The organism is Mesorhizobium sp. M1D.F.Ca.ET.231.01.1.1 (assembly GCF_003999155.2).
Taxonomy (GTDB): domain Bacteria; phylum Pseudomonadota; class Alphaproteobacteria; order Rhizobiales; family Rhizobiaceae; genus Mesorhizobium.
In genome coordinates this window covers 243,189-264,972 of the sequence record NZ_RZOZ02000008.1, presented here as the reverse complement: position 1 = coordinate 264,972, position 21,784 = coordinate 243,189, and the positions used below count along the sequence as shown (strand labels likewise).

The following is a 21,784-nucleotide window of genomic DNA, read 5'->3' as shown; positions in this document are numbered from 1 at the left end:
TGTTAACCATAGACCCGCTTGGCCCGATTGCAAAGAGTCGGCGCTGTCGCGCCCGCGCTTTCGCACAAGCGAAATTGCCGGCATCGGAAGCCCGGAAAACGGCGCCCAGCAGGGCAATTACGGACAGGTTCGGTCAGATTTCGACGAGGTGGTCGTCCAGCTCGTTGGTGTCGCCTTCGGTGACTGGGAAATGCTCGGCGAGCACCGCGCCGACCGATTCGATCGCCTTGACGAAACCGTCGGCGAGTCGGTCGTCGCCGGCGTGCCGGGTGAGCTCCCGCACCACGCCGTCCCAGACATGCTGGCCGACCTTTGCGTCGATGCCGCTGTCGGCGACCACTTCGGCATAGCGCTCGGCGATCGAGACGAAGATCAGCACGCCGGTGCGCGCGCTCGTGCGATGGACGTTGCGGGCAAGGAATTGCTTCATCGCATTGGCGTGCGCCGCCTGGTAGCGCAGCCGGCGCGGCACCAGGTGGATGCGCAGCCTGGGCAGCATCCACAACAGCACCAGCATGCAGCTCAGCGCCAGAATCTCGGCAAGCACGAAATGCGGCAGCCGGATGGTCAGCCACCAGGCTTCCAGCCCGTAGGCGACCGCAAGGCTGACGATGAGCGTGGCCAAAGCCGCCGCGAACGCGGCCGGAAAGAAATAGCCGTCGCTGGATTGCGCCACCACGCAATATATTTCGCCGGCGGTCTTGGCCTCTGCGGCGCGGATCGCCTCGGCGATGCGGTCATGGTCCTCAGGGCTGATCGGTCGCGTTGCCATGGTCCTCACCAGCTTCCCGAAGAGCCGCCGCCGCCCGACGAGCCGCCGCCGCCGGAAAAACCGCCGCCACCACCCCCACCGGAGGACCAGCCTCCACCGCCTGACGACCAGCCGCCGCCGCTGGACGACGACCGCCGTCCAGGCTCGAAGGTCATGCCGAGCCAGCGATAGCGGCCCGGCCCGATCCTCTGGCCGAAGATCGGCGGCAGCACCGTCAGCGCGATGCTGCCGAAGAAGATCAGTGCCCAGATGGTGATGAAGATGGCGAAGAACAGGTCGTCGGAGTTGAACGGCGCCTGCTCGTTGCGCTTGCCGCGCGCCTCCAGCTCCTCCGGATTGCCCTCCAGCACCATGATCATGTCGTCGACGGCCTTCGTGATGCCGCCGGGGAAGTCGCCGGCGCGGAAGGCCGGCACCATGTCGTTTTCAATGATCAGCTTGGTGTGCAGGTCGGTCAACGTGCCTTCCAGCCCATAGCCGACCTCGATGCGCATCTTGCGGTCGTTCGGCGCCACCAGCAGCAGAACGCCGTTGTTCTCCTTGGCCTGGCCGAGCTTCCAGAAGCGGAACAGGCGGTTGGCGTAGGGCTCGATCTCCTCGCCGCCAAGGCTGGGGATGGTGGCGACGACGATCTGGTCGGAGCCCTTCTTCTCGAAATCGGCAAGCTTTTGGGTCAGCGCCGCGCGTGTGCCGGCATCGATGATGCCGGCATTGTCGACCACGCGCCCGGTGAGGGCGGGAAGGTCTGCGGCGACGGCGGCGAGGGGGACGAGGAGGCAGAAGAGAAGTCCAAGAAAAGAAAGGTAGGCGTTCTGTCGCGCCCCCCTCTGTCCTGCCGGACATCTCCCCCTCAAGGGGGGAGATTGGATGTCTTTTCGGCTTTCGCCAATTTTCGACGTTGCAAAGGAGGCGCCGGCGAAGCAACCGCCAATCTCCCCCCTTGAGGGGGAGATGTCCGGCAGGACAGAGGGGGGTATCAACACGCCAGCGGTCCGTCCTCTCGGGGATTGTATACCGACGACAGCCTAGGCTCACCCGCCCTGCTTCGTGCTCGTGCCGAAATCCACCTTCGGCACCTGCATCTTGTCTTCCTCGACGGTGAAGTTGGCGAAAGGCTCATTGCCGCGGAACCAGAAGGTTGCCCACAGCACCGACGGGAAGGTTTTCAGTGTCAGATTGTAGTCCCTGACTGCCTGGATATAGTCGCGGCGCGCCACCGCGATGCGGTTCTCGGTGCCTTCGAGCTGCGCCTGGAGAGCCAGGAAATTCTGGTTGGCCTTGAGGTCGGGATAGGCTTCCGACACCGCGATCAGCCGCGACAGCGCGCCCGTCAGCCCGGCCTGGGCATCCTGGAATTTCTTCAACGCGTCCGGGTCCTTCAGCGTTTCGGGCGTCACCGTGATCTGGGTTGCCTTGGCACGCGCCTGGACCACCGCGTCGAGCGTGTCCTTCTCGTGCGAGGCATAGCCTTTGACCGTCTCGACCAGGTTCGGGATCAGGTCCGAGCGGCGCTGGTACTGGTTGAGCACCTCGCTCCAGGCCGCCCTGGCATTCTCCTCCGCGGTCGGGATGGTGTTGTAGCCGCAGCCGGCAAGCAGCGGCAGCACGAAGGCCATCATCAGCAGGGCAGGCAGATTGCGGAAGGCGAAGGGTGGAAAAAGGCGTTCGGCGAACATGATTGGTCCCCTCGGATCGAAGTTGCGTGCGAAGCATTACCACAATCTGTGCGCAAGAAAATGACCCGGTGATGGCGCAGTCTCGCTCCTGCCGCTCGCCCCTGTGAATACTCGCCCGAACAGGCTAAGCTCCGGGCCGGAAAGGACATTTGCCATGGCCGAGCGCCAGGACGACGAGAACGAATCGCGCTGCATCCTCGAGCGCGTCGCGCGCGAGACGACGCCCGGCGGCGCATCCTTCGTCGCCCGCGCCGCGAAGGACGCGCGCGACCACGTGACCGCGGCGGACGCCGACCGCTCCGATCCGATCGAAGTTTGGGGCACCCGCATTGGCCGAACGCTCGGTCTCATCATCGCCATTGGGCTGCTGGCCTGGCTGGTGTATGTCGCCACGCAGGGTGGCTAGGAACAGAACTCCATGAATGCAGAGAATACCGACGCGCCGCGCGCGGTCATCGTCATCTCCAGCCATGTCGCCCGCGGCTCGGTCGGCAACCGCGCCGCGGTCTTCGCCCTGGAGACGCTGGGCTTTCCGGTCTGGGCGGTGCCGACCGTCATCCTGCCCTGGCATCCGGGCCACAGCCGCGCCACGCGCATCGTGCCGCCGCTCGATCAGTTCAGGGCGCTGCTCGCCGATCTCGAGCGCGCGCCGTGGCTTGGCGAGGTTCGCGCCGTGCTGTCAGGCTATCTCGGCGAGGCAGGCCAGGCCGAGGCCGTCGCCTCGCTGGTCGCCGCCGTCAAGGCCAAGACCCCGGGCGCCCTCTATGTCTGCGACCCGGTGATGGGCGATTCCGGCGGGCTCTACGTGCCGGAGCCGACGGCCGTCGCCCTGCGCGACCGGCTGATGCCGATCGCCGACATCGCCACGCCCAACCGCTATGAACTGGAATGGATGGCCGGCGCGCCGCTGCCGGACATCAAGGCCGTGACGGCGGCGGCCCTTCACGCCGGTCCCTCCACCATGCTGGTGACCTCGGCGCCGTCGATGCTGACGGGCGGCACCGGCAATTTCCTGCTCGACGGCACCCAGGCGCTGCTTGCCGAGCACCGCCTGATCGAGAAGCCGCCGAACGGGCTGGGCGACCTGACGGCCGCCGTCTATCTCGCCCGCATCCTGTCCGGCCAGCCGCCGGCAAAGGCGCTGCAGTCGACCACGGCTGCCGTCTACGAGATCCTGGCACGCACCGCCAAGCGCGGCGGCGACGAACTGCAGCTCGAGACCGACGCGCCGAGCCTGTCGCATCCGATGGCCATGGTGCAGTTGCGCCACCTCCTCCATCCCGGGCGGGACAAGCGGGCGTGACATCAGCCGGCGGCGGCGTGCTGGCGGGCGTCGACGGCTGCAAGGCCGGCTGGATCGCCGTACATCGCGAAGCCGGCGCCGTGCCATCGGTCTCGATCTTTCCAAGCTTCCAGGCGCTGCTCGACGCGCTGCCCGGTGCCACGATCGCCGTCGACATGCCGATCGGCCTGCCGGATTTTTCGAGCCGCGGCGGCCGCGGGCCGGAAGCGCTGGTGCGGCCGCTGCTGGGAGCCAGGCAATCGAGCGTCTTTGCCATCCCTTCGCGCGCCGCGCTTTACGCCGAGACCGCCGACTTCACGACCATCGAGGCCTGGTACGCCGCGCATCGGCGGGCGAGCGAAGTGGCGATGGCGACCTCCGATCCGCCGCGCGGCGTCTCCATCCAGGCCTTCGGCATCTTTTCGAAGATCCGCGAGATCGACGCGCTTTTGATCGCGCGACCCGAAATGCGCGGCCGCGTCTTCGAATCGCACCCGGAAGTCGCCTTCTGCCGGCTGAACGGCGGCACGGCGATGGCGCTGCCCAAGAAGATCAAGGGCGCGGTCAACCCGGCAGGCATGGAGGAGCGCAAGGCGCTGCTTTGCCGCCATGGCTATGAAAAGGCCTTCCTCGACCAGGCGCCGCCGGAGGGCGCCGCCAGCGACGACTTCCTCGACGCGGCGGCCATGTTGCTGATCGCCGGGCGCATCGCCAGCGGCGAGGCGCGGCCTTCGCCCGATCCGCCGCTGACCGACCGCTTCGGCATTCAGGTCGCGATTTGGGCCTAGCCGAGCCTGCCTGAGGCATGCGTTTGCGACGCAGCCATCCGCAATTCGGCATTGCCCGCGACCGGCTTTTGCCGTTACAGGGCTTTCCAGATTGAATTGCACAGCCGCTTCCAACCCGGAAAGGGTCAAGACGCCGCCCATGCCCCATCTCCCCGAGCATCTGCTGACCGGTTATCGCAACTTCATGAACGGCCGCTACCCCGCCGAAAGCGGACGCTATCGCTCGCTGGCGCGCGAGGGCCAGGCGCCCGAGACGATGATCGTCGCCTGCTGCGATTCGCGCTCGGCGCCGGAAGCGATCTTCGATGCCGGGCCGGGCGAGCTCTTCGTGCTGCGCAACGTCGGCAATCTGGTGCCGCCCTATGAGCCGGACGGCGAGTTCCACTCGACCTCGGCCGCGCTCGAATTCGCCGTGCAGAGCCTGAAGGTCAAGAACATCGTGGTGATGGGCCACGGCCGCTGCGGCGGCATCCGCGCCGCGCTCGACACCAATTCGGCGCCGCTCTCGCCCGGCGACTTCATCGGCAAATGGATGAGCCTGATCGCGCCGGCGGCGGAGACGGTGACGGCCAGCACCTTGATGACCGCGACGGAGCGCCAGACGGCGCTGGAGCGCATCTCGATCCGCTACTCGATCACCAATCTCAGGACCTTCCCCTGCGTCTCGATCCTCGAGGGCAAGGGCAAGCTCACGCTGCACGGCGCCTGGTTCGACATCTCGACCGGTGAGCTCTGGCTGATGAACAAGGAAACCGGCGATTTCGAGCGGCCGGAGCTGTAACGCCGGAGCCCGGGGAGAGGCTGATGGACCGGATCTGGCGGACGTTCTTCCTTGCGGCGGTGCTGCTGCTGTCCGCGATCGTCCGCGCCAATGCCGATGACGGCGCCGTCATCGATCGCTGGTATTCCGCGCTCCTCGTCGCCGACCGCACCGAACTGTCGGAACTGCTCGCCGATGACGTGCGCATGAAGCTCGACGATATCGGCGTCGTCCAGGACAAGCAGGAATTCATCGCCTCGATCGACGAATGGCAGGGCGCCGTCGCCGGCGCCACAATCCGCCACCGAATCGAGAAGAGCGAGAACGGCCAGACCACGGTGCTCGCCTGCTACGACTTCCCCGAAAACGACACGCTGATGCGCGAGACCTTCACCGTCGTCGCCGGCCGCATCACCGCCAGCACCCAGACGGCGGTCGCGCAGGACTGCAGCGCCTACTAGAGCATGATCCCGAAAAGTGTGTAGCGGTTTTCGGAAAAGATCATGCTCAAACAAGAGATAAACCCCCGCTGTTGCGCGATGCCGGACACCGCCCTACATCCGAGGCAACCCGCCTCCATCCAGCCCACCGGAATTGCTCATGTCATCGTCAAAACCCGTCGACCTCGCCGCCCATCCGTTGACCCTTTGGCAAGGCCCGCTTGGCCTGCCGGACTTCTCCCGCATCGGCGACAATGATTTCGGCCCCGTCTTCGACGCGGCGCTTGAGGCGCATCGGGCCGAGATCGATGCCATCGCCGGCAACAGCGAGGCGCCGAGCATTGGAAACACGCTTGCCGCGCTGGAACTCGCCGGCGAGCCGCTCGACCACGTCTCGTCGATCTTCTGGTGCCGCGCCGGCGCCCACACCAACGACACCATCCAGGCGATGGAGCGCGATATCTCGCCAAAAATGTCGCGGCATTTCTCGGCGATCTCGATGAACGAGAAGCTGTTTGCCCGCATCGACGATCTCTATCAGCGTCGTGACAGCCTGGGCCTCGATCCCGAAACGCTGCGCGTCCTCGAAAAGACCTGGAAAGGCTTTGTCCGGTCGGGCGCAAAACTGGATGCGGATGGCAAGAAGCGGCTGGCGGCAATCAACGAGGAGCTTTCCTCGCTCGGCACCAAATTCGGCCAGAACGTTTTGGCCGACGAGCGCGACTGGGCGCTGTTCCTCGACGAGGCCGACCTTGCCGGCCTGCCGGACTTCCTGAAGAGCGCGATGGCCGAGGCCGCCGAGATGCGCGGCCAGAAAGGCCGCTATGCGGTCACGCTGTCGCGCTCGATCTACGAGCCGTTCTCGACGTTTTCCGAGCGCCGGGACCTGCGCGAGATCGCCTTCAGCGCCTTCATCACGCGCGGCCAGAATGGCAGCGCCAGCGACAATACCGAAGTGGTGCGGGGCATGCTGAAGCTGCGCGCCGAGAAGGCGAAGCTGCTTGGCTATGAATCCTTCGCGGCGCTCAAGCTCGACGACACCATGGCCAAGACGCCGAAGGCCGTGCACGACCTGCTCGATCCGGTCTGGGAAAAGGCGCTGGAGAAGGCGGCGAGCGACCAGAAGGAACTGGAGCGGCTGGCGGCCGAAGCCGGCAGCAACGAGAAATTCGCCGCCTGGGACTGGCGCTTCTACCAGGAGAAGCTGCGCGCCGAGAAATTCGCCTTCGACGAGGCCGAGCTGAAGCCCTACCTGCAGCTCGAGCGGGTCATCGAAGCCTGCTTCGACGTCGCGACGCGGCTCTTCGGCATCACCTTCGAGGAGAAGAAGGGCATTGCGGCATGGCATCCCGATGCCCGCGCGTTCGTGGTCAGGAATGCCGACGGCAGCGAGCGCGGCCTGTTCTTGGCCGACTATTTCGCGCGGCCGTCAAAACGCTCGGGCGCCTGGATGAGCGCGCTGAAGTCCGGCTACAAGCTTGGGCCTGGCGCCAGGCCCGTCATCTACAACATCATGAACTTCGCCAAGCCGCCGGCCGGCGAGGCAGCACTGCTGTCGGTCGATGAGGCCAAGACCCTGTTCCACGAGTTCGGCCATGCGCTGCACGGCATGCTGACCGACGTCACCTGGCCTTCGGTCGCCGGCACCTCGGTGAGCCGTGACTTCGTCGAGCTGCCCTCGCAGCTCTACGAGCACTGGCTGACGGTGCCGGCGGTGCTGGAAAAGCATGCGCTGCACGTCAAGACCGGCAAGCCGATGCCGAAGGACCTGCTCGATAAGATGCTCGCCGCCCGCACCTTCGGCGCCGGCTTCGCCACGGTCGAGTTCACCGCATCGGCGCTGATCGACATGGCCTATCATGCTCGGCCGGACGCGCCGGCCGAGCCGCTTCGTTTCGAGGCCGAAACGCTCGAAAGGCTGCGCATGCCCGACACCATCGCCATGCGCCACCGCACCCCGCATTTCGGCCATGTCTTTGCCGGCGACGGCTATTCGGCCGGCTACTATTCCTACATGTGGTCCGAGGTGCTCGACGCCGATGCCTTCTCGGCCTTCGAGGAAACCGGCGACGCCTTCAATCCGGAATTGGCCGAGCGGCTGAGGAAGAACATCTACGCCGCCGGCGGATCCAAGGATCCCGAGGAGCTTTACACCGCGTTTCGCGGCAAGATGCCGTCGCCGGAAGCGATGATGGTGAAGCGGGGGTTGGTGTGATTGGCTGATCTCCCCCCTTGTGGGGGAGATGGCCGGCAGGCCAGAGGGGGGCGCTGTCCCGCCGACGTCTCAGTGAAACGCAAATCCGCCGATCGTTCGTTTGATTCCTGGCCTCCGGAAATTAAGTAAGATCGCGATCCTTCGCGCCCCCCTCTGCCCTACCGGGCATCTCCCCCACAAGGGGGGAGATTGGCAGCTTCCACGGATCCTTCACCCGTGGCCACACCGGCCGCTTCAGCTTCCTGTAATTCGTCACCGCCGGGTTGCTCGGATAAGAGCTCGGCGCCGCCACATAGATGATCTCGGCGGCGATCGGCGCGAAGCCGGCGTAGAAATGGTTGGTCGACTTGATCAGCAAAATGCTCTTCGACAGCGGATCGACGCCGATGTTGGAAAAGATGTCCGGCTCGAAGGTCTGCGTGCGGTTGGTGTTGAGGATGACGTCGACTTCGGTGCCCTCGAGGCGCACCACCGCGGCCGGTCCCAGCGTCACCCGGCTCGGCCCGAAACTTTGCCAGCCCTCGTTCACCGCCCTCAGCACCGTGACGCGCGCATCGATCGGCTCGCCGGCCTGCGGCCCCGCCTTGCCGCCGAAACGCAGGTCGATGACGGCGCCCTCGCCTGCCGCATGGCAGAAGGTCACCGCGATCGGGTCCCAGATCGTCGCCACGCCGACCTTGTCGACACCGCGCTTAAGCAGCTCGCGCAGCACGATGGTGCCGTCGCCCGGAACGCCGCCGCCAGGATTGTCCCAGATGTCGGCGATCACCACCGGCTTGTCCTGACGCTCGGCCCGCACGGCGAGCGCGCGTGCGATGCCGGCGGCCGTGTTCAGCATCGTCATCGCCGTCTTTTCGCGCAAGGCGTAGAGCTCGCGTCCAAGCTTTTCCGCCAATGCGTCGCCCTTTGCCTTGTCGTCGTCGGTGACGACCAGGATGCGCGTGCCCATTTCCGGCACGTCGGCGGCCATGAAGCCGTGGATGACCGAGACCGACAGCACGCCGTCCTTGCCGTGCAGCGCCCTGATCTTGTCGACGAAGGAGCGCATCGGCTCGCGGCTGGTCGGCAGCACCTGGATCATGTGGCAGTCGAAGGTCGAGATGATAGGCTTGATCTCGCCGCGCGCCGCCGCCAGGCCAAGCTCGACCACATGCTCGCCGCGCTCGTAGAAGTCGGTGTGCGGGAATTCGAGGAAATAGGCCATGATGTCGGAGGCCGCGACGCGCTTCGGCGTCAGATGGCTGTGCGGATCGAATTCCGAGGCGATCACCACCTTCGGCCCGACGATGCCGCGCACGCGCTCCAGAAGATCGCCTTCGCAATCGTCATAGCCTTGCGCCACCATGGCGCCGTGCAGGCCGAGGATCACCGCATCGACCGGCAGCGCGGCCTTGAGCTGGCCGAGGATCTCGTCGCGCAGCGCCTCATAAGTCTGCCGCTGCACGATCCCGCCGGGCTCCGCCCAGGTGGCGGTGCCTTCTATGACGGTCAGACCTTCCTTCGCAGCGCGGCGCCGCAGCGCCACGATCGGCGAGGAGCACAGCGTCGGCGTCTCCGGATGCTTGCCCGGCCCGGCATAGAAGGCCATCTCGAACGAGGCCCGGTCGGTCGGCACCGGCGAGAAGGTGTTGGTTTCCGTCGCCAGCGAGGCGGTGAAGACGCGCATCAAAACTCCGTAAGGACTCTTCGTTTTTCGCAATTCCGAACGGAAAACCGCTGCACACTTTTCCCGGAATTGCTGGGATTGCTATTTGACAGCCCCGAGCGCGAGGCCCCGGACGAGGTAGCGCTGCAGCCAGACGAACAGGATCGCCACCGGCAGCGTCGCCAGCACCGTGGCCGCCATGACATGGTGCCACTCGATCGTGTAGCGGCCGGCGACCAGCGAGAAAACCTGGATCGGCAGCGTGTAGCTCTCCTGGCTGCGCAGCATCGTGAGCGCCACCACAAACTCGTTCCAGGCATTGATGAAAGTGAAGATCGCCGTCACCGCGATCGCCGGCAGGCAGAGCGGCAGGAACACTTTTCGCAAGGTCAGCCAGCGGCCGGCGCCTTCCATCCAGGCCGCCTCCTCGAGATCGCGCGGGATGGTGTCGAAATAGCTCTGCAGCATCCAAACCGTGAAAGCGACGTTGAAGGCCATGTAGATGAAGCCGAGCGCCGTGGTTGATTCGACCAGCCCCCAGGCGGCCATCAGCCGGAACAGGCCGAGCACCAGCACGATCGGCGAGATCATCTGCGATATCAGCAGGAACTGGCGGAACGCGCCATAGCCGCTGAAGCGGAAGCGCGACATGGCATAGGCCGCCGGCACCGAGATCAGGATGGCGCCGATTGTCGCCAGCGCCGAGACATAAAGCGAGTTCAGAAGCGCCTGGCCGAAGCCGGTCGCCACCCACATGTCGGCAAAATTCGACCAGCGGAACTCGCTCGGCCACCAGCTTGGCGTGAGCACCTCGGTCCGCGGCTTGACCGCGGTGAGGAACATCACCGCGAACGGGAAGATCGTCACCACGATCAGCGGCAAAAGCAGCAGCCAGGCGATGATGGTGCGTTTCAGCTTGCCGTTCCTCATGCGCGCTGCTCCCGCATGGCCAGCCGCACATAGATCATGGTGAAGATGAGCAGGATGACGAACATCACCAACGACACTGCCGACGCCTCGCCCAATTTGCCGATGCGGAAGGCGAGCTTGTAGAGATGCGTAACCAGGATGTCGGTGGAGTTCGCCGGCCCGCCCTGCGTCATCACCCAGATGATCGGGAAGGAGTTGAAGACGTAGATCGTGTTCAGCACGATCGCGATGTTGATGAAGGGTTTCAGCAACGGAAAGGTGATCTCGCGGAACTGCTGGAAGAGCGTTGCGCCCTCGAGCGCGGCCGCTTCGTAGAGATCGTCGGGGATCGAGGACAGACCGCCGAGGAAGATCGTGGTGGTGAACGGCACCGTCACCAGTATGCCGATCAGCACCTGCATCGGAAATGCGGTCTCGGCGCTCGCCAGCCACTGGATGTTCTGGCTGATCAGGCCGAGCTTCATCAGCGCCGAATTCAGCATGCCGCTCTCGCCGTTGAGCGCCCAGCGCCAGACCACCGCCGTCATGGTGAGCGACACCGCCCAGGGCAGCATGATGATGACGCGGGCGAGGCCGCGGCCGTAGAAATCGCTGTTGAGGATCATCGCCACCGGGATCGACAGCAGCAGAGCGCCGCCGACCACCAGCACGGTCCACAGGCCGGTGCGCCACAGGGCGGCGACAAAATCGGGATCGGCGGCGAGCGCCGAAAAATTGGCGAGGCCGCTGAAGTCGCGCAGCTGGCCGAAGCGGTTCACGTCATGCGTCGAGATCTGCACCAGATCCCAGACCGGCCAGAAGATCACCACCGCCGCCAGCAACAGGCTGGGCAACGTCAGCAGGTAAGGCAGGATACGGCTTTGCATCGGCTGACTTGCACCGCGCTGCGGGTAGGCATCAGTGGCAGTGGCATTGGTGCTCAAGACACGTCCTTTGAATTCCTCGCCGACGTTGGCGATCTGGCCTTGTCCGAAGCATCCGGAATTCGAAAACCGCTATGCAGTCGTGAACGAAAAGATGTGGCGCGCCCCGCGGGGGTAGGGCGCGCCACGGGCGCAGGGAGGTACGCCCTATTTCTTCAGCACGCCATTGGCCTTGTCCGCCGCCTCCTTCAGGGCGGCTTCCGGCTCGGCGCTGCCGAGATAGATCTTCTGCATGGCGTCCGAAGTGATCTGGGCGATCTCTTCCCAGCCCGGGATGACTGGCGCGAAGCGGGCGTCGGGCAACAGCGCGGTGAAGGCGGCGAGGTCGGCGTTGTTGACGTAGTATTCCATCTTCGCCTCTTCCTTGTTCACCGGCAGGAAGCCCTCGCCTTGCGTGAACTTGGCGCGCTGCTCCTTGGTGAACAGGAAGTCGAGCAGCTTCCAGGCCTCGTCCTTGTTCTTGGAGTTCTTGAACATGATGATGGAATCGGTGACGCCATAAGTGCCGCGAGCGCCGGTCGGGCCGGCCGGAATGGCGGCGACACCATATTTCAGGTTCGGCGCCTCTTCCTTGATCTGATTGGACAGGAACGGCGCGGTGATCATCATGCCGACCTTGCCCTGCTTGAACAGGTTCTGCACGTCCTCACGGTTGTTGGAGGTGACGCCTGGCTCCGTCAGGCCTTCGTCGATCATCGACTTGTAGAGCTTGGCGGCCTCGAGCGCGCCCGGCGTGCTCAAGCCGGACGTGCCGTCCTTGTTGAGGATCTCGGTGCCCTGCGACCACATCGCGTAATAATAGTAGACGTCGGTCTCGATCTCCTTGCCCTGCAGGCCGAAACCGAAGGCGCCGGCCGCCTTGATCTTGCGCGCATCTTCCTGCAGCTCAGTCCAGGTTGCCGGCGGCTTGGCGATGCCGGCCTTCTCGAACAGCTCCTTGTTGTAATACATGGCGCGCGCCGAAGCCGCGATCGGCAGGCCGTAGGTGTGGCCGCCCATGATCGAGGGCTGCAGGAAGGTGTCTATGAAGCGGTCCTTGAACTCGGGCGTGATGTAGCTGTCGAGCGGCTCGGCGACGTCCTGCTGCACGAAGTCGATCAGCCAGCGCGTGCCGATGATCGAAAGGTCCGCATTGGTGCCTGCGGTGATGTCGGTGGTGAGTTTTTGCAGCAGCACGTCCCACGGCACGACCTCGTATTTGATCGTGATGCCGGGGTTGGCCGCCTCGAACTCCTTCTTCACCGCTTCGAAATAGGGGCCGGTCTTGGCGCTGTATTCGGCGACGGTGACGCGCACCTCGCCGGCATCGGCCGGCGCGGCGAGCGCCAGCATGCTCATTCCGGCCAACAGGCCGACGGTCCATTTCGCAAGGCTCATCTGATCTCTCCCATTGATGCCCATTGGCGCCTGGCCCTTTTTGGGCACAGGATTTATGTGACTTTCCTACATTATCGATGGTTTCTCGCTATGCAAGCAGTTTATCATGTTGCTAAATTACATTTCATTGAGTAGCGTTCTGTCGCTGTCTGACGTGGTGGAGGAGCGCCTATCGTGGTCTCGAAGGCCGATTTCGAGGGCAAGACAATTGTCGTCACCGGCGCCGGCGGCGGCCTCGGCTCGGCGATCGTGGCGCTCATGGCCGAGCGCGGCGCCCGCATCGTCGGCTGCGACCAGTCGGCCGAGGCGTTGGCCAGCCCGCATATCGCCTCGCGCCATGTCTTCGACCTGCTCGACCGCGCCTCGATCGAGGCTGCGATCCCTGCCTTGCTCGACAAGGACGGCGTCCCCGACATCCTGATCAACAATGCCGGCTGGACGCGCGCCGAGAAGATCGATGCGCTGACGGCCGACAGAATAGAGCAGGAGCTCGACCTTAACCTGACCGGCGTGATGACATTTGCCGACCCGCTGATCAAGGCGATGGCCGGGCGCGGTTCCGGCAATGTCGTCTTCATCTCCTCGGTCAACGCTATTTCGCATTTCGGCAATCCGGCCTATGCCGCCGCCAAGGGCGGCATCAACGCCTACGCCAAATCGATTGCAGTCGAGCTCGGCCGCAGCGGGCTGCGCGCCAATGTCGTCTGTCCGGGCTCGATCCGCACCGCCGCCTGGGACCATCGGCTCGCCAGGGACCCCGAGATCCTCGGCCGGCTGAAGCGGCTCTACCCGCTCGGCCGCATCGTCAACGCGTCCGAGGTGGCCGAGGCCGTGGCTTTCCTTGCCTCCGACCGGGCTTCCGGCATAACTGGCGCGGTGGTGCCGGTGGACGCCGGGCTGACAGCCGGCTACCTGCCTTTCATCGACGACATATTGGGAGCGTGACCATGACCGATGTCCTGTTTCGCAACCTGTCGAAATCCTTCGGCCAGCACAAAATCCTCGAGGACATCAACCTCGAGATCAAGAGCGGCGAGTTCGTCGTGCTGGTCGGCCCGTCCGGTTGCGGCAAGTCGACCCTGCTGCGCATGCTGGCCGGGCTGGAGACGATCACCTCGGGCGACCTCATCATCGGCGGCACGCGCGCCAACGACCTGCCGCCGCAGAAGCGCAACATCGCCATGGTCTTCCAGTCCTATGCGCTGTTCCCGCACCTGAAGGCCGCCGACAATATCGGCTTCGGTCCGAAGATCCGGGGCGAGACCCGCGCGGCGATCGACGACAAGGTGAAGAAGGCGTCCGGCGTGCTCAACCTCTTCTCCTATCTCGACCGCTACCCCAGGCAATTGTCCGGCGGCCAGCGCCAGCGCGTCGCCATGGGCCGCGCCATCGTGCGCGAGCCTTCGGTGTTTCTCTTCGACGAACCGCTCTCCAACCTCGACGCGCAACTGCGTGTTCAGATGCGCACCGAGATCAAGGCGCTGCACCAGCGGCTGAGATCGACCATCGTCTACGTCACCCACGACCAGATCGAGGCGATGACCATGGCCGACCGCATCGTGGTGATGGACCGCGGCCGCATCCAGCAGGTCGGCCAGCCGCTCGAGCTCTACGATAAGCCGGCTAACAAATTCGTCGCCGGCTTCATCGGCTCGCCTTCGATGAGTTTTGTCTCCGGCGCGCTGAAGACCGCCGACAGCAAATCCTGGTTCGAGACCAGAGGCGGCGGCCGGCTGGCGCTTGCCGGCAAGACGGCGGCCGGCAGCGACACCGTGGAGGCCGGCATCCGCCCCGAGCATTTCGTCATCGGCGCCGCCGAGGACGCGATCGCCATCGATGTCGATGTCGTCGAGCCGACCGGCTCGGAAACGCATGTCTATGGCTCGGTCGGCGACGACACGGTGCGCGCCGTGTTCCGCGACCGGCTGCAGGTCAAACCGGGTGACCGGCTGCCGGTGAGCGTCGACCCGCGCAACATCCACCTCTTCGACAAGGCGACGGGCCTGCCCGTGTGATGATGAAGACATGATGATCAAGACATGACGATGACGACATGAAGACACCGGCCGATATCATCACGCGTCTTCAGCTGATGTCGCAGGACGGCACCAAGTCGGACCGCCGGCTGGCGGGCTTGGTGCTTTCCGACCTCGACTTCGCCTCCAAGGCCGCGATCTCGGAGATCGCCGCGCGCGTCGGCGTCAGCGAGCCGACGGTCACCCGCTTCTGCCGCAATCTCGGCTGCGAGGGCCTGCGCGATTTCAAATTCTATCTGGCGCAGGCGATCGCCATCGGCGGCCAGTATCTGTCGCCGGAGCCGCTGAGCCGCGACGCGCGCGAGCAGCGCATCGCTTCGGCCATCACCGAAGCAGCGATCACCGCCATCCAGCGCGCCAGCGAGAACCTCGACATGACGACGCTGATGGCCGTGGCCGCCCGCATCGCCAGTTCCGGCAATGTGCTGTGCATCGGCTCCGGCGGCATTTCCTCGATGATGGCGACCGAGATGCAGAACCGGCTGTTCCGGCTGGGCCTCTCGGCGCTCGCCCAGGTCGACGGCCAGCTGCAGCGCATGTATGCCGCGGTCGCAACGCCGGAGACGACGGTGGTCGCCTTCTCGGTGTCGGGCTATGCGCGCTCGGTTATCGAGGCCGTCGAGGTCGCCCAGCAATATGGCGCGGCAACCGTCGCCATCACCGCCCCGGACTCCGCTCTCGCCAAGGCCGCCGACACGGTCATCCTGCTGCAGTCTTTCGAGGACGGCAACATCTACAAGCCGACCTCTTCGCGCTACGCGCTGCTCGCCATCCTCGACATGATCGCCACCACGGTGGCGGAATCGCGCGGCCCCAAAGTGCTGGAGAACCTGCGCCGCATCAAGCAGAGCGTGAACACGCTGAAGGTGGACGATCCAAGGCTGCCGCTGGGCGATTGAGCGCTAATCGGCGCCATGATGGATCCTTTAGCCCGGCTGGCGTTCCTTCGCGCCCCCCTCTGGCCTGCCGGCCATCTCCCCAATTGGGGGAGATGGCAGCTTCAGCGCCCCGCTCTTTCCGCAACGCCGGATATTGGCGAAACCGGCGTAAAGGCTGATCTCCCCCCTTGTGGGGGAGATGGCCGGCAGGCCAGAGGGGGGCGCTGTCCCGCCGACATTTCGAATTTGGGATTACCCGGAAAGCGCCTCAACACGCTTCACCAGCGCGCCCGCATCGCCCAGCACCCGCACCGTCTTCAGCCGCGATGTGCCGCCCCCAACCACCGAAACGGCCGACCCCGGCACACCCAGCGCCTTGGCCACCAGCCGCTCCAGCGCCGCGTTGGCGGCGCCCTTCTCCGGCACGGCGCGCACGCGGGCCTTGAGGTGGCTGCGCCCGTCGGCGGTCGTTTCGACGCCGTCGATCCGGTCCAGCGCCGCCTTCGGCGTCAGCCGCACGTAAAGGTCGATGCCGTCGTCGCGCGGGCGAAACGGCGCGCTCATCGACCGGACCGGTCTCAGGCGACCAATGACAGGACGGTCGTGAGCAAAAACTGCCGGATGAAGAAAATAATCAGGAGAAGAATGATCGGCGAGATGTCGATGCCGCCGAGGTCGGGCATGAAACGGCGGATCGGCCTGAGCGCCGGCTCGGTCAGCCGGTAGAGCATGTTGGCGATGGTGTCGACGAACTGATTGCGCGAGTTGACGACATTGAAGGCATAAAGCCAGGAAAAGATCGCCGAGGCGATGATGACCCACCAATAGAGGTCGAGCGCCATGACGATGGTTTGAATGAGGGCGATCATGCCGGTCTCCAAATTGTCGCCGACATGTAGCCATTGCTTGGCGAACCGGCAAGGCCCGCCGGCCACAGCGCATCGACGCCAGGCAGCCGTTTCGCCTTGACATCAAACCGCCGCGACCGATACAAGCCCATCCGCTGGAACGGGGCTGTAGCTCAGCTGGGAGAGCGCATCGTTCGCAATGATGAGGTCAGGGGTTCGATCCCCCTCAGCTCCACCAGCCGATTTAAAATCAAGGCTTTGGCAATGGGTTCTCGTTGGTGGGACAACGACGTGAGACATTGCGATGCGCATTCCGGCCTATTTGTCCGTCTCCCGTCACCGTCTTTTCGCTGCTATCATCATATGGCGTTGCGAACGTACGGACTTGGGCATTTACCGCTTGACTGAGTGATCAAGCGAGCACTGTTGGGAGCCTACCTCATTCGCCGATGGTGGTCCGTCATGCTACTGGGCGTCGTTCTTGGTCTTATGTACGAAGCGCTCAACCGGCTCGTCGCTATTGTCCCGTTGTCAGATAGCCCGTGGCTGACCATTGTCCCGGCCGGCATTGCCGGTACTGCGCATTCCTACGAGCCTACCTGCTGTACGGTTTCATCAGAATGGAATGGCTGCCGACCACTGAACCGAAGAGAAGCATTGCAATTGGCTGCATGTGCCTAGCCGGACCGGTGATAGTGATAGCTCCGGGCGCATTGCTGGCGATGTTCCGATCCAGACCCATCCTAGCGGCCATTTCCGTTTTCTAGGCCCGCCAAGAGGTGACAGCCCTGCCCTTCCTAGACGGCCTGATCGCACATCCGGGGAGTGGGTCAGTTTGAAATCTGCAGTATCGCTGGGAGACGGTGGTAGTCCTTTAGGATGCATTGCATTTGAATATTAGTTATGTCTAATTTTATCGTTTGGCGCGGTGCTGAAAGGCCGTGCCACGCTCCAAAGATGCGGCGTCCGTAGCAGTGTCAGGAGGAACGAAATGAAAACGATCCTTATCGTCACGACAGCGCTTGCATTCGCAGTCTCCGCTCCCGCGTTTGCGGACCCTAAGGGCAGTACGACGACAACCACCAGTGAGCAGGGACATAGCGGAAACCCACCCAACAACGATAATGGTACGACAACGACTACGACATCGACCGGACCGAGCGGGCAGATCAATAACGGCAAGACCGACTGCAATAATTGCTCAACGTCGACCACGACGACCGGACCGGGGAATAGCAACTGATTACGACCATGTTGTGCGGGAAAACTGCGGGCATGCCGTGAAGACCGTCTGGCGAAAGGAGAGGGGCGCGGATGATTGTTGGGGAATCCGCCTCCTTTTATCTCTAGCCGTTGCAGCGTCGCTGCCGGCATTTGCCGGAAAGAATGGCTTCGACAGCGACACGACAACCACCTCCGGGCAGGGAATGGCGGAAAGACAAACGACAGCGCCAACCCTGACAACAATGGCCAGACGACAACCACGACCGACGAACGTGCAAGAACAGGTAAGTGCCTCAGGGGGGCGGAAATGCCCCCTGTTCATTGTCCCACCATCGAGGCAGTCGCTTCGAGAACGCCGACCCAGAGCATCATGGGGCCGCTGCCGTTCGTTCTGCGTTACCCGTTGAATAGCAGCTCCAGCCACGGCGCAGAGCCATGGCCGTTCACCTGGACACCGCCGTAGTGTGCCTGCGTTGGCGCGCATAGGCCACGCAGGCGTCCACCGTGCTGACGCAGAGCGCATCGCGGGGTGCTGCAGCTCTGAAACATCCGAACGGAACAGTCATGAATTTTCGCTGAATGGAGCCTTCAGCCTCCGTTCCGGGCCCCCCTCATAGAAAGGGTCGTTCAACCCGCGGTCCCGCCCGCATCGAAGGAGAAGTCCCATGACCCGCACGTCATTCATCGCCGCAGCCCTTGCCGCCGCCGTCGGCTTCACCGCCATCGCGCCCGCCATGGCCAACGACGTCAACATCGAACAATATGGCTGGCGCAATTCCGCCGGCGGCGCCCAGCACGGCTACCGTAACCGCATACACGTCTACCAGGATGGCCGCTTCAACACCGCGATCGGCCAGCAATATGGTCATCGCAACCGGTCGGTGATCGGGCAGCAGGGCGTCGACAACCACGGCGCAGCCTATCAGTACGGCAGCCGGAACGCCGCGGGCATTGCCCAGTTCGGCTCGAACCACACAGCGATCCTGACGCAGGACGGCAACGGCAACATCGCCGCCGGCGTCCAGGTCGGACACGGATGCAATGCCGACGTCAGCCAGGGCGGCAGCGGCAACGTCGCCGCCTTCGTCCAGGACTGCCCCTGAACCGGAGCAAGCACGAAGATGAAGCGGCCGGCAACGGTGTTGCCGGCCACCACTCTCAAATTGTGAGGAGATGACCCATGACCAGACGAGACAAGCAAACAGCAGTGCTATCGGCCGCGCTGCTGGCTGCGATCGCCGGCGGCGCAGCCGGCGCGACGGCCGGCAAGGATGGCTCGATCTCCGGGCCGCTGCGATGCGAGATTCGAGATACGATTGAAGGAGACGCCATCCTGCTGGAGCCTATGGTTTATGCCGACAAGAGCATCAGCGGCACCTACACGGTCAGCGTCTCCGGAGGCAGCGCGTCCGGTTCCGCCAACATTCGGCAGGCCGGCGCCTTCGAAGCTCATCCGGGCAATCCCTCGTCACTCGGCCGGATGAGTGTCGGGGCGAGTGGCGCTGCCTACGACGTCAAGCTGAAACTGACCGCGGGCGGCACGAGCGTCAGTTGCGTCAAGCAGGTGCCCGGCGCGACCTGAGCGCCGGCTCTCTCGGTCCGCCGATCGAAAGGAGGGCTCCGGGCAACCGGAGCTCTTCGCCGTTTCCACAAGGGCATGAGCAGGTCCTGGAAACTGAGCGGCGGTTCTTCATCCGGATTTGCGTGAGAACGGAGACTTGGAGCGTCGGCGATTTTGTCGAAGACCGGACCGCTCCGGCTCTTGAACGGCTCCTGAACGCACCCTTCCGCCAGGGTTCAGCTTTGCCGTGCGACTGTTCCCCATCAACGGTCGAACCCGCAAGGAGACGTCAAATGAACCGCCGGATCGCAAAGCTCGTCCACGCCACCGCGCTCGCCGCGGCCATCGGCCTGCCCCTGGTTGCCGCTCCGGCAGAGGCGGGCGGTTCGATCGGGTTTTACTACTCGCCCCGGACGGCCCGCGATGCGCGGGCGCTGGATCTCGGCCTGCGCGCCTATTCGGTCTACAACGGGCTGCGCAGCGGCGCCCGTATCAGACAGCTCGGGCGCAACAACCGTGCCGGCATAGGTCAGGACGGTGCCGGCAATCTCGGCATTATTCGACAGGAGGGCAGCGGACACGCCGCTACCTTGCGGCAGGACGGCAACGACAATTCCTACGGCATTTTCCAGTTCGGCAGAAACACCGACGCCAACGTCGCGCAGACCGGTGACGGCCAGAGCGGAGCGGCTCTGCTGTTCGGCTGGTAGGCAAGAACGCGCCTAACGCATGTCGCGCAAAAGTGCGCAGCGGTTTTGCGAAAACGACATGCATAAAAGCAAAGACTTAAAGCGCGTCGCCTGAATCCGTTTCAGCGCGACGCGCTTTAGTTGCGGATGCGTGGACGACTATCCGGCCACGCAGCCGCCGATGGACGTTACAGCCCGCGACCCCGCGGCACGCCACTCGGCAATTAGAGACGGACTCAATCGTCCCAATCATCATCCCAATTGTCTTCATCCTCCCGCGGATAGCTGGGGATGACGCGGATAACCGTCCGCGGGCGCTGATAGCGCCAGTCATACTCCTCCGGCCGCTGCGGCTCGTAGCTGCGGTAGATTTGCCGGTAGTGGTGCTTGGGCTTCCAGTAATGGTGCTTCTTGTGCGAGCGCACGCAGTAGCCGTCATCGGTCAGGTACGCGCATGTCACATGCGCCTCTTGAACCAGGCTGCCCCTGTCCGGCACGGCGATTATCGGCGCAGCCCGCACTGCAGCCATCGGTGCCAGCATGGCGCCGGCAAGGGCAAGAACAAACAATTTCATCGACCTCTCCGTCGTCTCGAGTCGGGGCCGAAAGACCTTCGGAATCGGGGCGATTTGCGGCGGCCGGCGATCACTTTTGTTTCCCGCCGCACATATGAGCGTTAGATCATGTTCGCACCGGCGCCCTGCGACCTGGGCACCGGGCTGCTCGAAGCCCTGGCAACAGGCATGCGCTGCTCCCACGGAGTTCATAGGCCGTCGAGGCCGCTCGCACGCGGATGTTTCCAGGTCACGAATTGGAAACGGGACGCCGCCTTCCGCGCCATCCCCGTGAGACAGACGGGGCGCATTTGTCGGGCGTCCCGCCGCCGACATGTCCGCCAGCTCAACGGAGGAAGTGCCAATGTCAGTGGTCGGAATCCTGCTCCATCTCAGCCGCGCCATCATCCATGCGCACAACAACGCCAAGGTCAGAAACCTGATGGATGCCATGCCGTCCGATGTCGGGAAAGACGCGCGTCGGCAAGCTTCGTCCGACACCACTGAAGACAAGTCGGGTGCCATCCGTCGCGGCGGGCGCTGAAGCAAGCGGGGCTCTCGCGTCGCCCGCCCGATCTCACCTGTTCACCTCGATACGGCCGTCGCTTTACGACGATGCTGGCGCGCATAGGCGACGCACGCGTCCACCGTGCTGACGCAGAGCGCATCGATGCTGTTCGGCAAATTGTTGTCGCCGGCATAGGTGACTTCCGCGACACGGCCGCCAACCATGCGAACCTGCGTGTTGCAATAGCCGCCGGGCGCGACGTTGACGGACCCCCCGACTGCGGGAATCGCGCCGACCGCCATGGTTGGCACCGCGATGCTGAGGTTGCCGCGCTGCACCGTGCGCTGATAGGTCCAGATCTGTCCGGAGGGCCCCGCATCGGCCGTCGCGGTCGGAAAGCCGGCGCACATGCGGACATCGGCCTCGCTGAGGCCGACCATCTCCTTGCGGGCGGCGGCCGTGGTGGCATCCTCTTTCACGACCCGCGACGTGTCGTCGGGGATGACGCAGGACGACAGGATGGAGATGCCTGCCGCAACAAAGGCAAGTTTTCGAATGCGCGAAGATGTCATGTCGTCGGTCGGAGTTGCGTGCCGCCCCAGCGCCCTCCTGCCTACCTAGGCAAGCGGGCAAGGGCGTCAAGCCGGGGAAGTCCGCGAATTCCGGTCGAAGGCGAGA

At 64.4% G+C, this 21,784-nt stretch carries 24 protein-coding genes and 1 tRNA gene; 14 read left to right on the top strand and 11 right to left on the bottom strand.

From position 1 onward, the window contains the following. Window positions 1-133 precede the first annotated feature (133 nt). From EN874_RS22045 to EN874_RS22030, 3 genes are all read right to left on the bottom strand, one after another. Window positions 134-772 carry a TPM domain-containing protein gene (locus EN874_RS22045; protein ID WP_127427260.1) on the bottom strand — a complete coding sequence of 213 codons (639 nt, stop codon included), beginning with the start codon at window positions 770-772 and terminating at the stop codon, window positions 134-136. A 5-nt stretch (window positions 773-777) separates the two neighbouring features. Beyond that, the gene (locus EN874_RS22040) at window positions 778-1,626 is read right to left on the bottom strand and encodes a YgcG family protein (protein WP_127427259.1); all 849 of its coding nucleotides are present in this window, start codon (window positions 1,624-1,626) and stop codon (window positions 778-780) included. Window positions 1,627-1,803: 177 nt separating this feature from the next. Then, complete coding sequence (locus EN874_RS22030) at window positions 1,804-2,448, bottom strand: LemA family protein (protein ID WP_127427258.1); 645 nt, start codon at window positions 2,446-2,448, stop codon at window positions 1,804-1,806. A gap of 154 nt (window positions 2,449-2,602) precedes the next feature. Between EN874_RS22030 and EN874_RS22025 the strand changes: the two genes are divergently transcribed. The 6 genes from EN874_RS22025 to EN874_RS22000 all read left to right on the top strand — a co-directional run bounded on the left by EN874_RS22025 (window position 2,603) and on the right by EN874_RS22000 (window position 7,933). Continuing rightward, window positions 2,603-2,854 carry a hypothetical protein gene (locus EN874_RS22025; protein WP_127427257.1) on the top strand — a complete coding sequence of 84 codons (252 nt, stop codon included), beginning with the start codon at window positions 2,603-2,605 and terminating at the stop codon, window positions 2,852-2,854. 12 nt (window positions 2,855-2,866) lie between these two features. After that, on the top strand, window positions 2,867-3,751 hold the full coding sequence (gene pdxY, locus EN874_RS22020; protein WP_127427256.1) for a pyridoxal kinase PdxY: 885 nt from the start codon (window positions 2,867-2,869) through the stop codon (window positions 3,749-3,751). Continuing rightward, window positions 3,748-4,518, top strand: coding sequence for a DUF429 domain-containing protein (locus EN874_RS22015; RefSeq protein WP_127427255.1), 771 nt, complete (start codon window positions 3,748-3,750; stop codon window positions 4,516-4,518). Before pdxY ends, EN874_RS22015 begins: the two co-directional genes overlap by 4 nt. 139 nt (window positions 4,519-4,657) lie before the next feature. Further along, window positions 4,658-5,299 carry a carbonic anhydrase gene (locus tag EN874_RS22010; RefSeq protein WP_127427254.1) on the top strand — a complete coding sequence of 214 codons (642 nt, stop codon included), beginning with the start codon at window positions 4,658-4,660 and terminating at the stop codon, window positions 5,297-5,299. A gap of 23 nt (window positions 5,300-5,322) precedes the next feature. After that, on the top strand, window positions 5,323-5,739 hold the full coding sequence (locus EN874_RS22005) for a nuclear transport factor 2 family protein (protein WP_127427253.1): 417 nt from the start codon (window positions 5,323-5,325) through the stop codon (window positions 5,737-5,739). A gap of 139 nt (window positions 5,740-5,878) precedes the next feature. Then, a complete protein-coding gene (locus tag EN874_RS22000; protein WP_127427252.1) occupies window positions 5,879-7,933 on the top strand; it encodes a M3 family metallopeptidase in 2,055 nt (684 codons plus the stop codon). A gap of 121 nt (window positions 7,934-8,054) precedes the next feature. On the opposite strand, the gene EN874_RS21995 is transcribed toward EN874_RS22000, so the two are convergent. The 4 genes from EN874_RS21995 to EN874_RS21980 all read right to left on the bottom strand — a co-directional run bounded on the left by EN874_RS21995 (window position 8,055) and on the right by EN874_RS21980 (window position 12,808). Further along, a complete protein-coding gene (locus tag EN874_RS21995; RefSeq protein ID WP_127427251.1) occupies window positions 8,055-9,599 on the bottom strand; it encodes a M81 family metallopeptidase in 1,545 nt (514 codons plus the stop codon). Window positions 9,600-9,680: 81 nt separating this feature from the next. After that, window positions 9,681-10,508, bottom strand: coding sequence for a carbohydrate ABC transporter permease (locus tag EN874_RS21990; RefSeq protein ID WP_127427250.1), 828 nt, complete (start codon window positions 10,506-10,508; stop codon window positions 9,681-9,683). Further along, window positions 10,505-11,374, bottom strand: coding sequence for a sugar ABC transporter permease (locus EN874_RS21985; protein WP_126089663.1), 870 nt, complete (start codon window positions 11,372-11,374; stop codon window positions 10,505-10,507). The genes EN874_RS21990 and EN874_RS21985 overlap by 4 nt, the downstream gene beginning before the upstream one ends. A 204-nt stretch (window positions 11,375-11,578) precedes the next feature. Then, entirely contained in the window at window positions 11,579-12,808 is a 1,230-nt protein-coding gene (locus EN874_RS21980) for a sugar ABC transporter substrate-binding protein (RefSeq protein WP_127427249.1), read from the bottom strand. 174 nt (window positions 12,809-12,982) lie between these two features. On the opposite strand from EN874_RS21980, the gene EN874_RS21975 reads away from it, so the two are divergent. From EN874_RS21975 to EN874_RS21965, 3 genes are read left to right on the top strand one after another with little or no spacing between them, the layout of a single operon-like run. Further along, window positions 12,983-13,753, top strand: coding sequence for an SDR family NAD(P)-dependent oxidoreductase (locus EN874_RS21975; protein ID WP_127427248.1), 771 nt, complete (start codon window positions 12,983-12,985; stop codon window positions 13,751-13,753). Between the two features lie 2 nt (window positions 13,754-13,755). Continuing rightward, a complete protein-coding gene (gene ugpC, locus EN874_RS21970; RefSeq protein ID WP_127427247.1) occupies window positions 13,756-14,823 on the top strand; it encodes a sn-glycerol-3-phosphate ABC transporter ATP-binding protein UgpC in 1,068 nt (355 codons plus the stop codon). 38 nt (window positions 14,824-14,861) lie between these two features. Beyond that, the gene (locus tag EN874_RS21965) at window positions 14,862-15,743 is read left to right on the top strand and encodes a MurR/RpiR family transcriptional regulator (protein WP_127427246.1); all 882 of its coding nucleotides are present in this window, start codon (window positions 14,862-14,864) and stop codon (window positions 15,741-15,743) included. Between the two features lie 231 nt (window positions 15,744-15,974). Here the strand turns inward: EN874_RS21965 and EN874_RS21955 are convergent, their stop codons facing one another. Beyond that, window positions 15,975-16,286 (bottom strand): DUF167 family protein, encoded by a 312-nt coding sequence (locus tag EN874_RS21955; protein WP_127427245.1) that lies wholly within the window; start codon window positions 16,284-16,286, stop codon window positions 15,975-15,977. A gap of 14 nt (window positions 16,287-16,300) precedes the next feature. Beyond that, a complete protein-coding gene (locus tag EN874_RS21950; protein WP_127427244.1) occupies window positions 16,301-16,591 on the bottom strand; it encodes a YggT family protein in 291 nt (96 codons plus the stop codon). Between the two features lie 141 nt (window positions 16,592-16,732). On the opposite strand from EN874_RS21950, the gene EN874_RS21945 reads away from it, so the two are divergent. The 4 genes from EN874_RS21945 to EN874_RS21930 all read left to right on the top strand — a co-directional run bounded on the left by EN874_RS21945 (window position 16,733) and on the right by EN874_RS21930 (window position 20,065). After that, window positions 16,733-16,808, top strand: a tRNA-Ala gene (locus tag EN874_RS21945). A 1,651-nt stretch (window positions 16,809-18,459) separates the two neighbouring features. After that, a complete protein-coding gene (locus tag EN874_RS21940) occupies window positions 18,460-18,897 on the top strand; it encodes a curlin (protein ID WP_127427243.1) in 438 nt (145 codons plus the stop codon). A gap of 77 nt (window positions 18,898-18,974) precedes the next feature. After that, window positions 18,975-19,376 carry a curli-like amyloid fiber formation chaperone CsgH gene (csgH, locus tag EN874_RS21935; protein ID WP_127427242.1) on the top strand — a complete coding sequence of 134 codons (402 nt, stop codon included), beginning with the start codon at window positions 18,975-18,977 and terminating at the stop codon, window positions 19,374-19,376. Window positions 19,377-19,648: 272 nt separating this feature from the next. Further along, window positions 19,649-20,065, top strand: coding sequence for a curlin (locus tag EN874_RS21930; protein ID WP_127427241.1), 417 nt, complete (start codon window positions 19,649-19,651; stop codon window positions 20,063-20,065). 215 nt (window positions 20,066-20,280) lie between these two features. Here the strand turns inward: EN874_RS21930 and EN874_RS21925 are convergent, their stop codons facing one another. Then, window positions 20,281-20,619 (bottom strand): hypothetical protein, encoded by a 339-nt coding sequence (locus EN874_RS21925; protein ID WP_127427240.1) that lies wholly within the window; start codon window positions 20,617-20,619, stop codon window positions 20,281-20,283. A 343-nt stretch (window positions 20,620-20,962) separates the two neighbouring features. Between EN874_RS21925 and EN874_RS21920 the strand changes: the two genes are divergently transcribed. After that, window positions 20,963-21,142: a hypothetical protein gene (locus EN874_RS21920; RefSeq protein ID WP_127427239.1), complete on the top strand. Its 180-nt coding sequence runs from the start codon at window positions 20,963-20,965 to the stop codon at window positions 21,140-21,142. 41 nt (window positions 21,143-21,183) lie between these two features. Here EN874_RS21920 and EN874_RS21915 read toward each other — a convergent pair whose 3' ends face one another. Then, window positions 21,184-21,678, bottom strand: coding sequence for a hypothetical protein (locus EN874_RS21915; protein ID WP_127427238.1), 495 nt, complete (start codon window positions 21,676-21,678; stop codon window positions 21,184-21,186). Between the last annotated feature and the right edge of the window lie 106 nt (window positions 21,679-21,784).

Coding starts and splice junctions, on each gene's coding strand:
- EN874_RS22045 (WP_127427260.1), bottom strand. CDS start 772: ATGGCAACGCGACCGATCAGCCCTGAGGACCATGACCGCATCGCCGAG.
- EN874_RS22030 (WP_127427258.1), bottom strand. CDS start 2,448: ATGTTCGCCGAACGCCTTTTTCCACCCTTCGCCTTCCGCAATCTGCCT.
- EN874_RS22025 (WP_127427257.1), top strand. CDS start 2,603: ATGGCCGAGCGCCAGGACGACGAGAACGAATCGCGCTGCATCCTCGAG.
- pdxY (WP_127427256.1), top strand. CDS start 2,867: ATGAATGCAGAGAATACCGACGCGCCGCGCGCGGTCATCGTCATCTCC.
- EN874_RS22010 (WP_127427254.1), top strand. CDS start 4,658: ATGCCCCATCTCCCCGAGCATCTGCTGACCGGTTATCGCAACTTCATG.
- EN874_RS22005 (WP_127427253.1), top strand. CDS start 5,323: ATGGACCGGATCTGGCGGACGTTCTTCCTTGCGGCGGTGCTGCTGCTG.
- EN874_RS22000 (WP_127427252.1), top strand. CDS start 5,879: ATGTCATCGTCAAAACCCGTCGACCTCGCCGCCCATCCGTTGACCCTT.
- EN874_RS21995 (WP_127427251.1), bottom strand. CDS start 9,599: ATGCGCGTCTTCACCGCCTCGCTGGCGACGGAAACCAACACCTTCTCG.
- EN874_RS21990 (WP_127427250.1), bottom strand. CDS start 10,508: ATGAGGAACGGCAAGCTGAAACGCACCATCATCGCCTGGCTGCTGCTT.
- EN874_RS21985 (WP_126089663.1), bottom strand. CDS start 11,374: ATGCAAAGCCGTATCCTGCCTTACCTGCTGACGTTGCCCAGCCTGTTG.
- EN874_RS21980 (WP_127427249.1), bottom strand. CDS start 12,808: ATGAGCCTTGCGAAATGGACCGTCGGCCTGTTGGCCGGAATGAGCATG.
- ugpC (WP_127427247.1), top strand. CDS start 13,756: ATGACCGATGTCCTGTTTCGCAACCTGTCGAAATCCTTCGGCCAGCAC.
- EN874_RS21965 (WP_127427246.1), top strand. CDS start 14,862: ATGAAGACACCGGCCGATATCATCACGCGTCTTCAGCTGATGTCGCAG.
- EN874_RS21955 (WP_127427245.1), bottom strand. CDS start 16,286: ATGAGCGCGCCGTTTCGCCCGCGCGACGACGGCATCGACCTTTACGTG.
- EN874_RS21950 (WP_127427244.1), bottom strand. CDS start 16,591: ATGATCGCCCTCATTCAAACCATCGTCATGGCGCTCGACCTCTATTGG.
- EN874_RS21940 (WP_127427243.1), top strand. CDS start 18,460: ATGACCCGCACGTCATTCATCGCCGCAGCCCTTGCCGCCGCCGTCGGC.
- csgH (WP_127427242.1), top strand. CDS start 18,975: ATGACCAGACGAGACAAGCAAACAGCAGTGCTATCGGCCGCGCTGCTG.
- EN874_RS21930 (WP_127427241.1), top strand. CDS start 19,649: ATGAACCGCCGGATCGCAAAGCTCGTCCACGCCACCGCGCTCGCCGCG.
- EN874_RS21925 (WP_127427240.1), bottom strand. CDS start 20,619: ATGAAATTGTTTGTTCTTGCCCTTGCCGGCGCCATGCTGGCACCGATG.
- EN874_RS21920 (WP_127427239.1), top strand. CDS start 20,963: ATGTCAGTGGTCGGAATCCTGCTCCATCTCAGCCGCGCCATCATCCAT.
- EN874_RS21915 (WP_127427238.1), bottom strand. CDS start 21,678: ATGACATCTTCGCGCATTCGAAAACTTGCCTTTGTTGCGGCAGGCATC.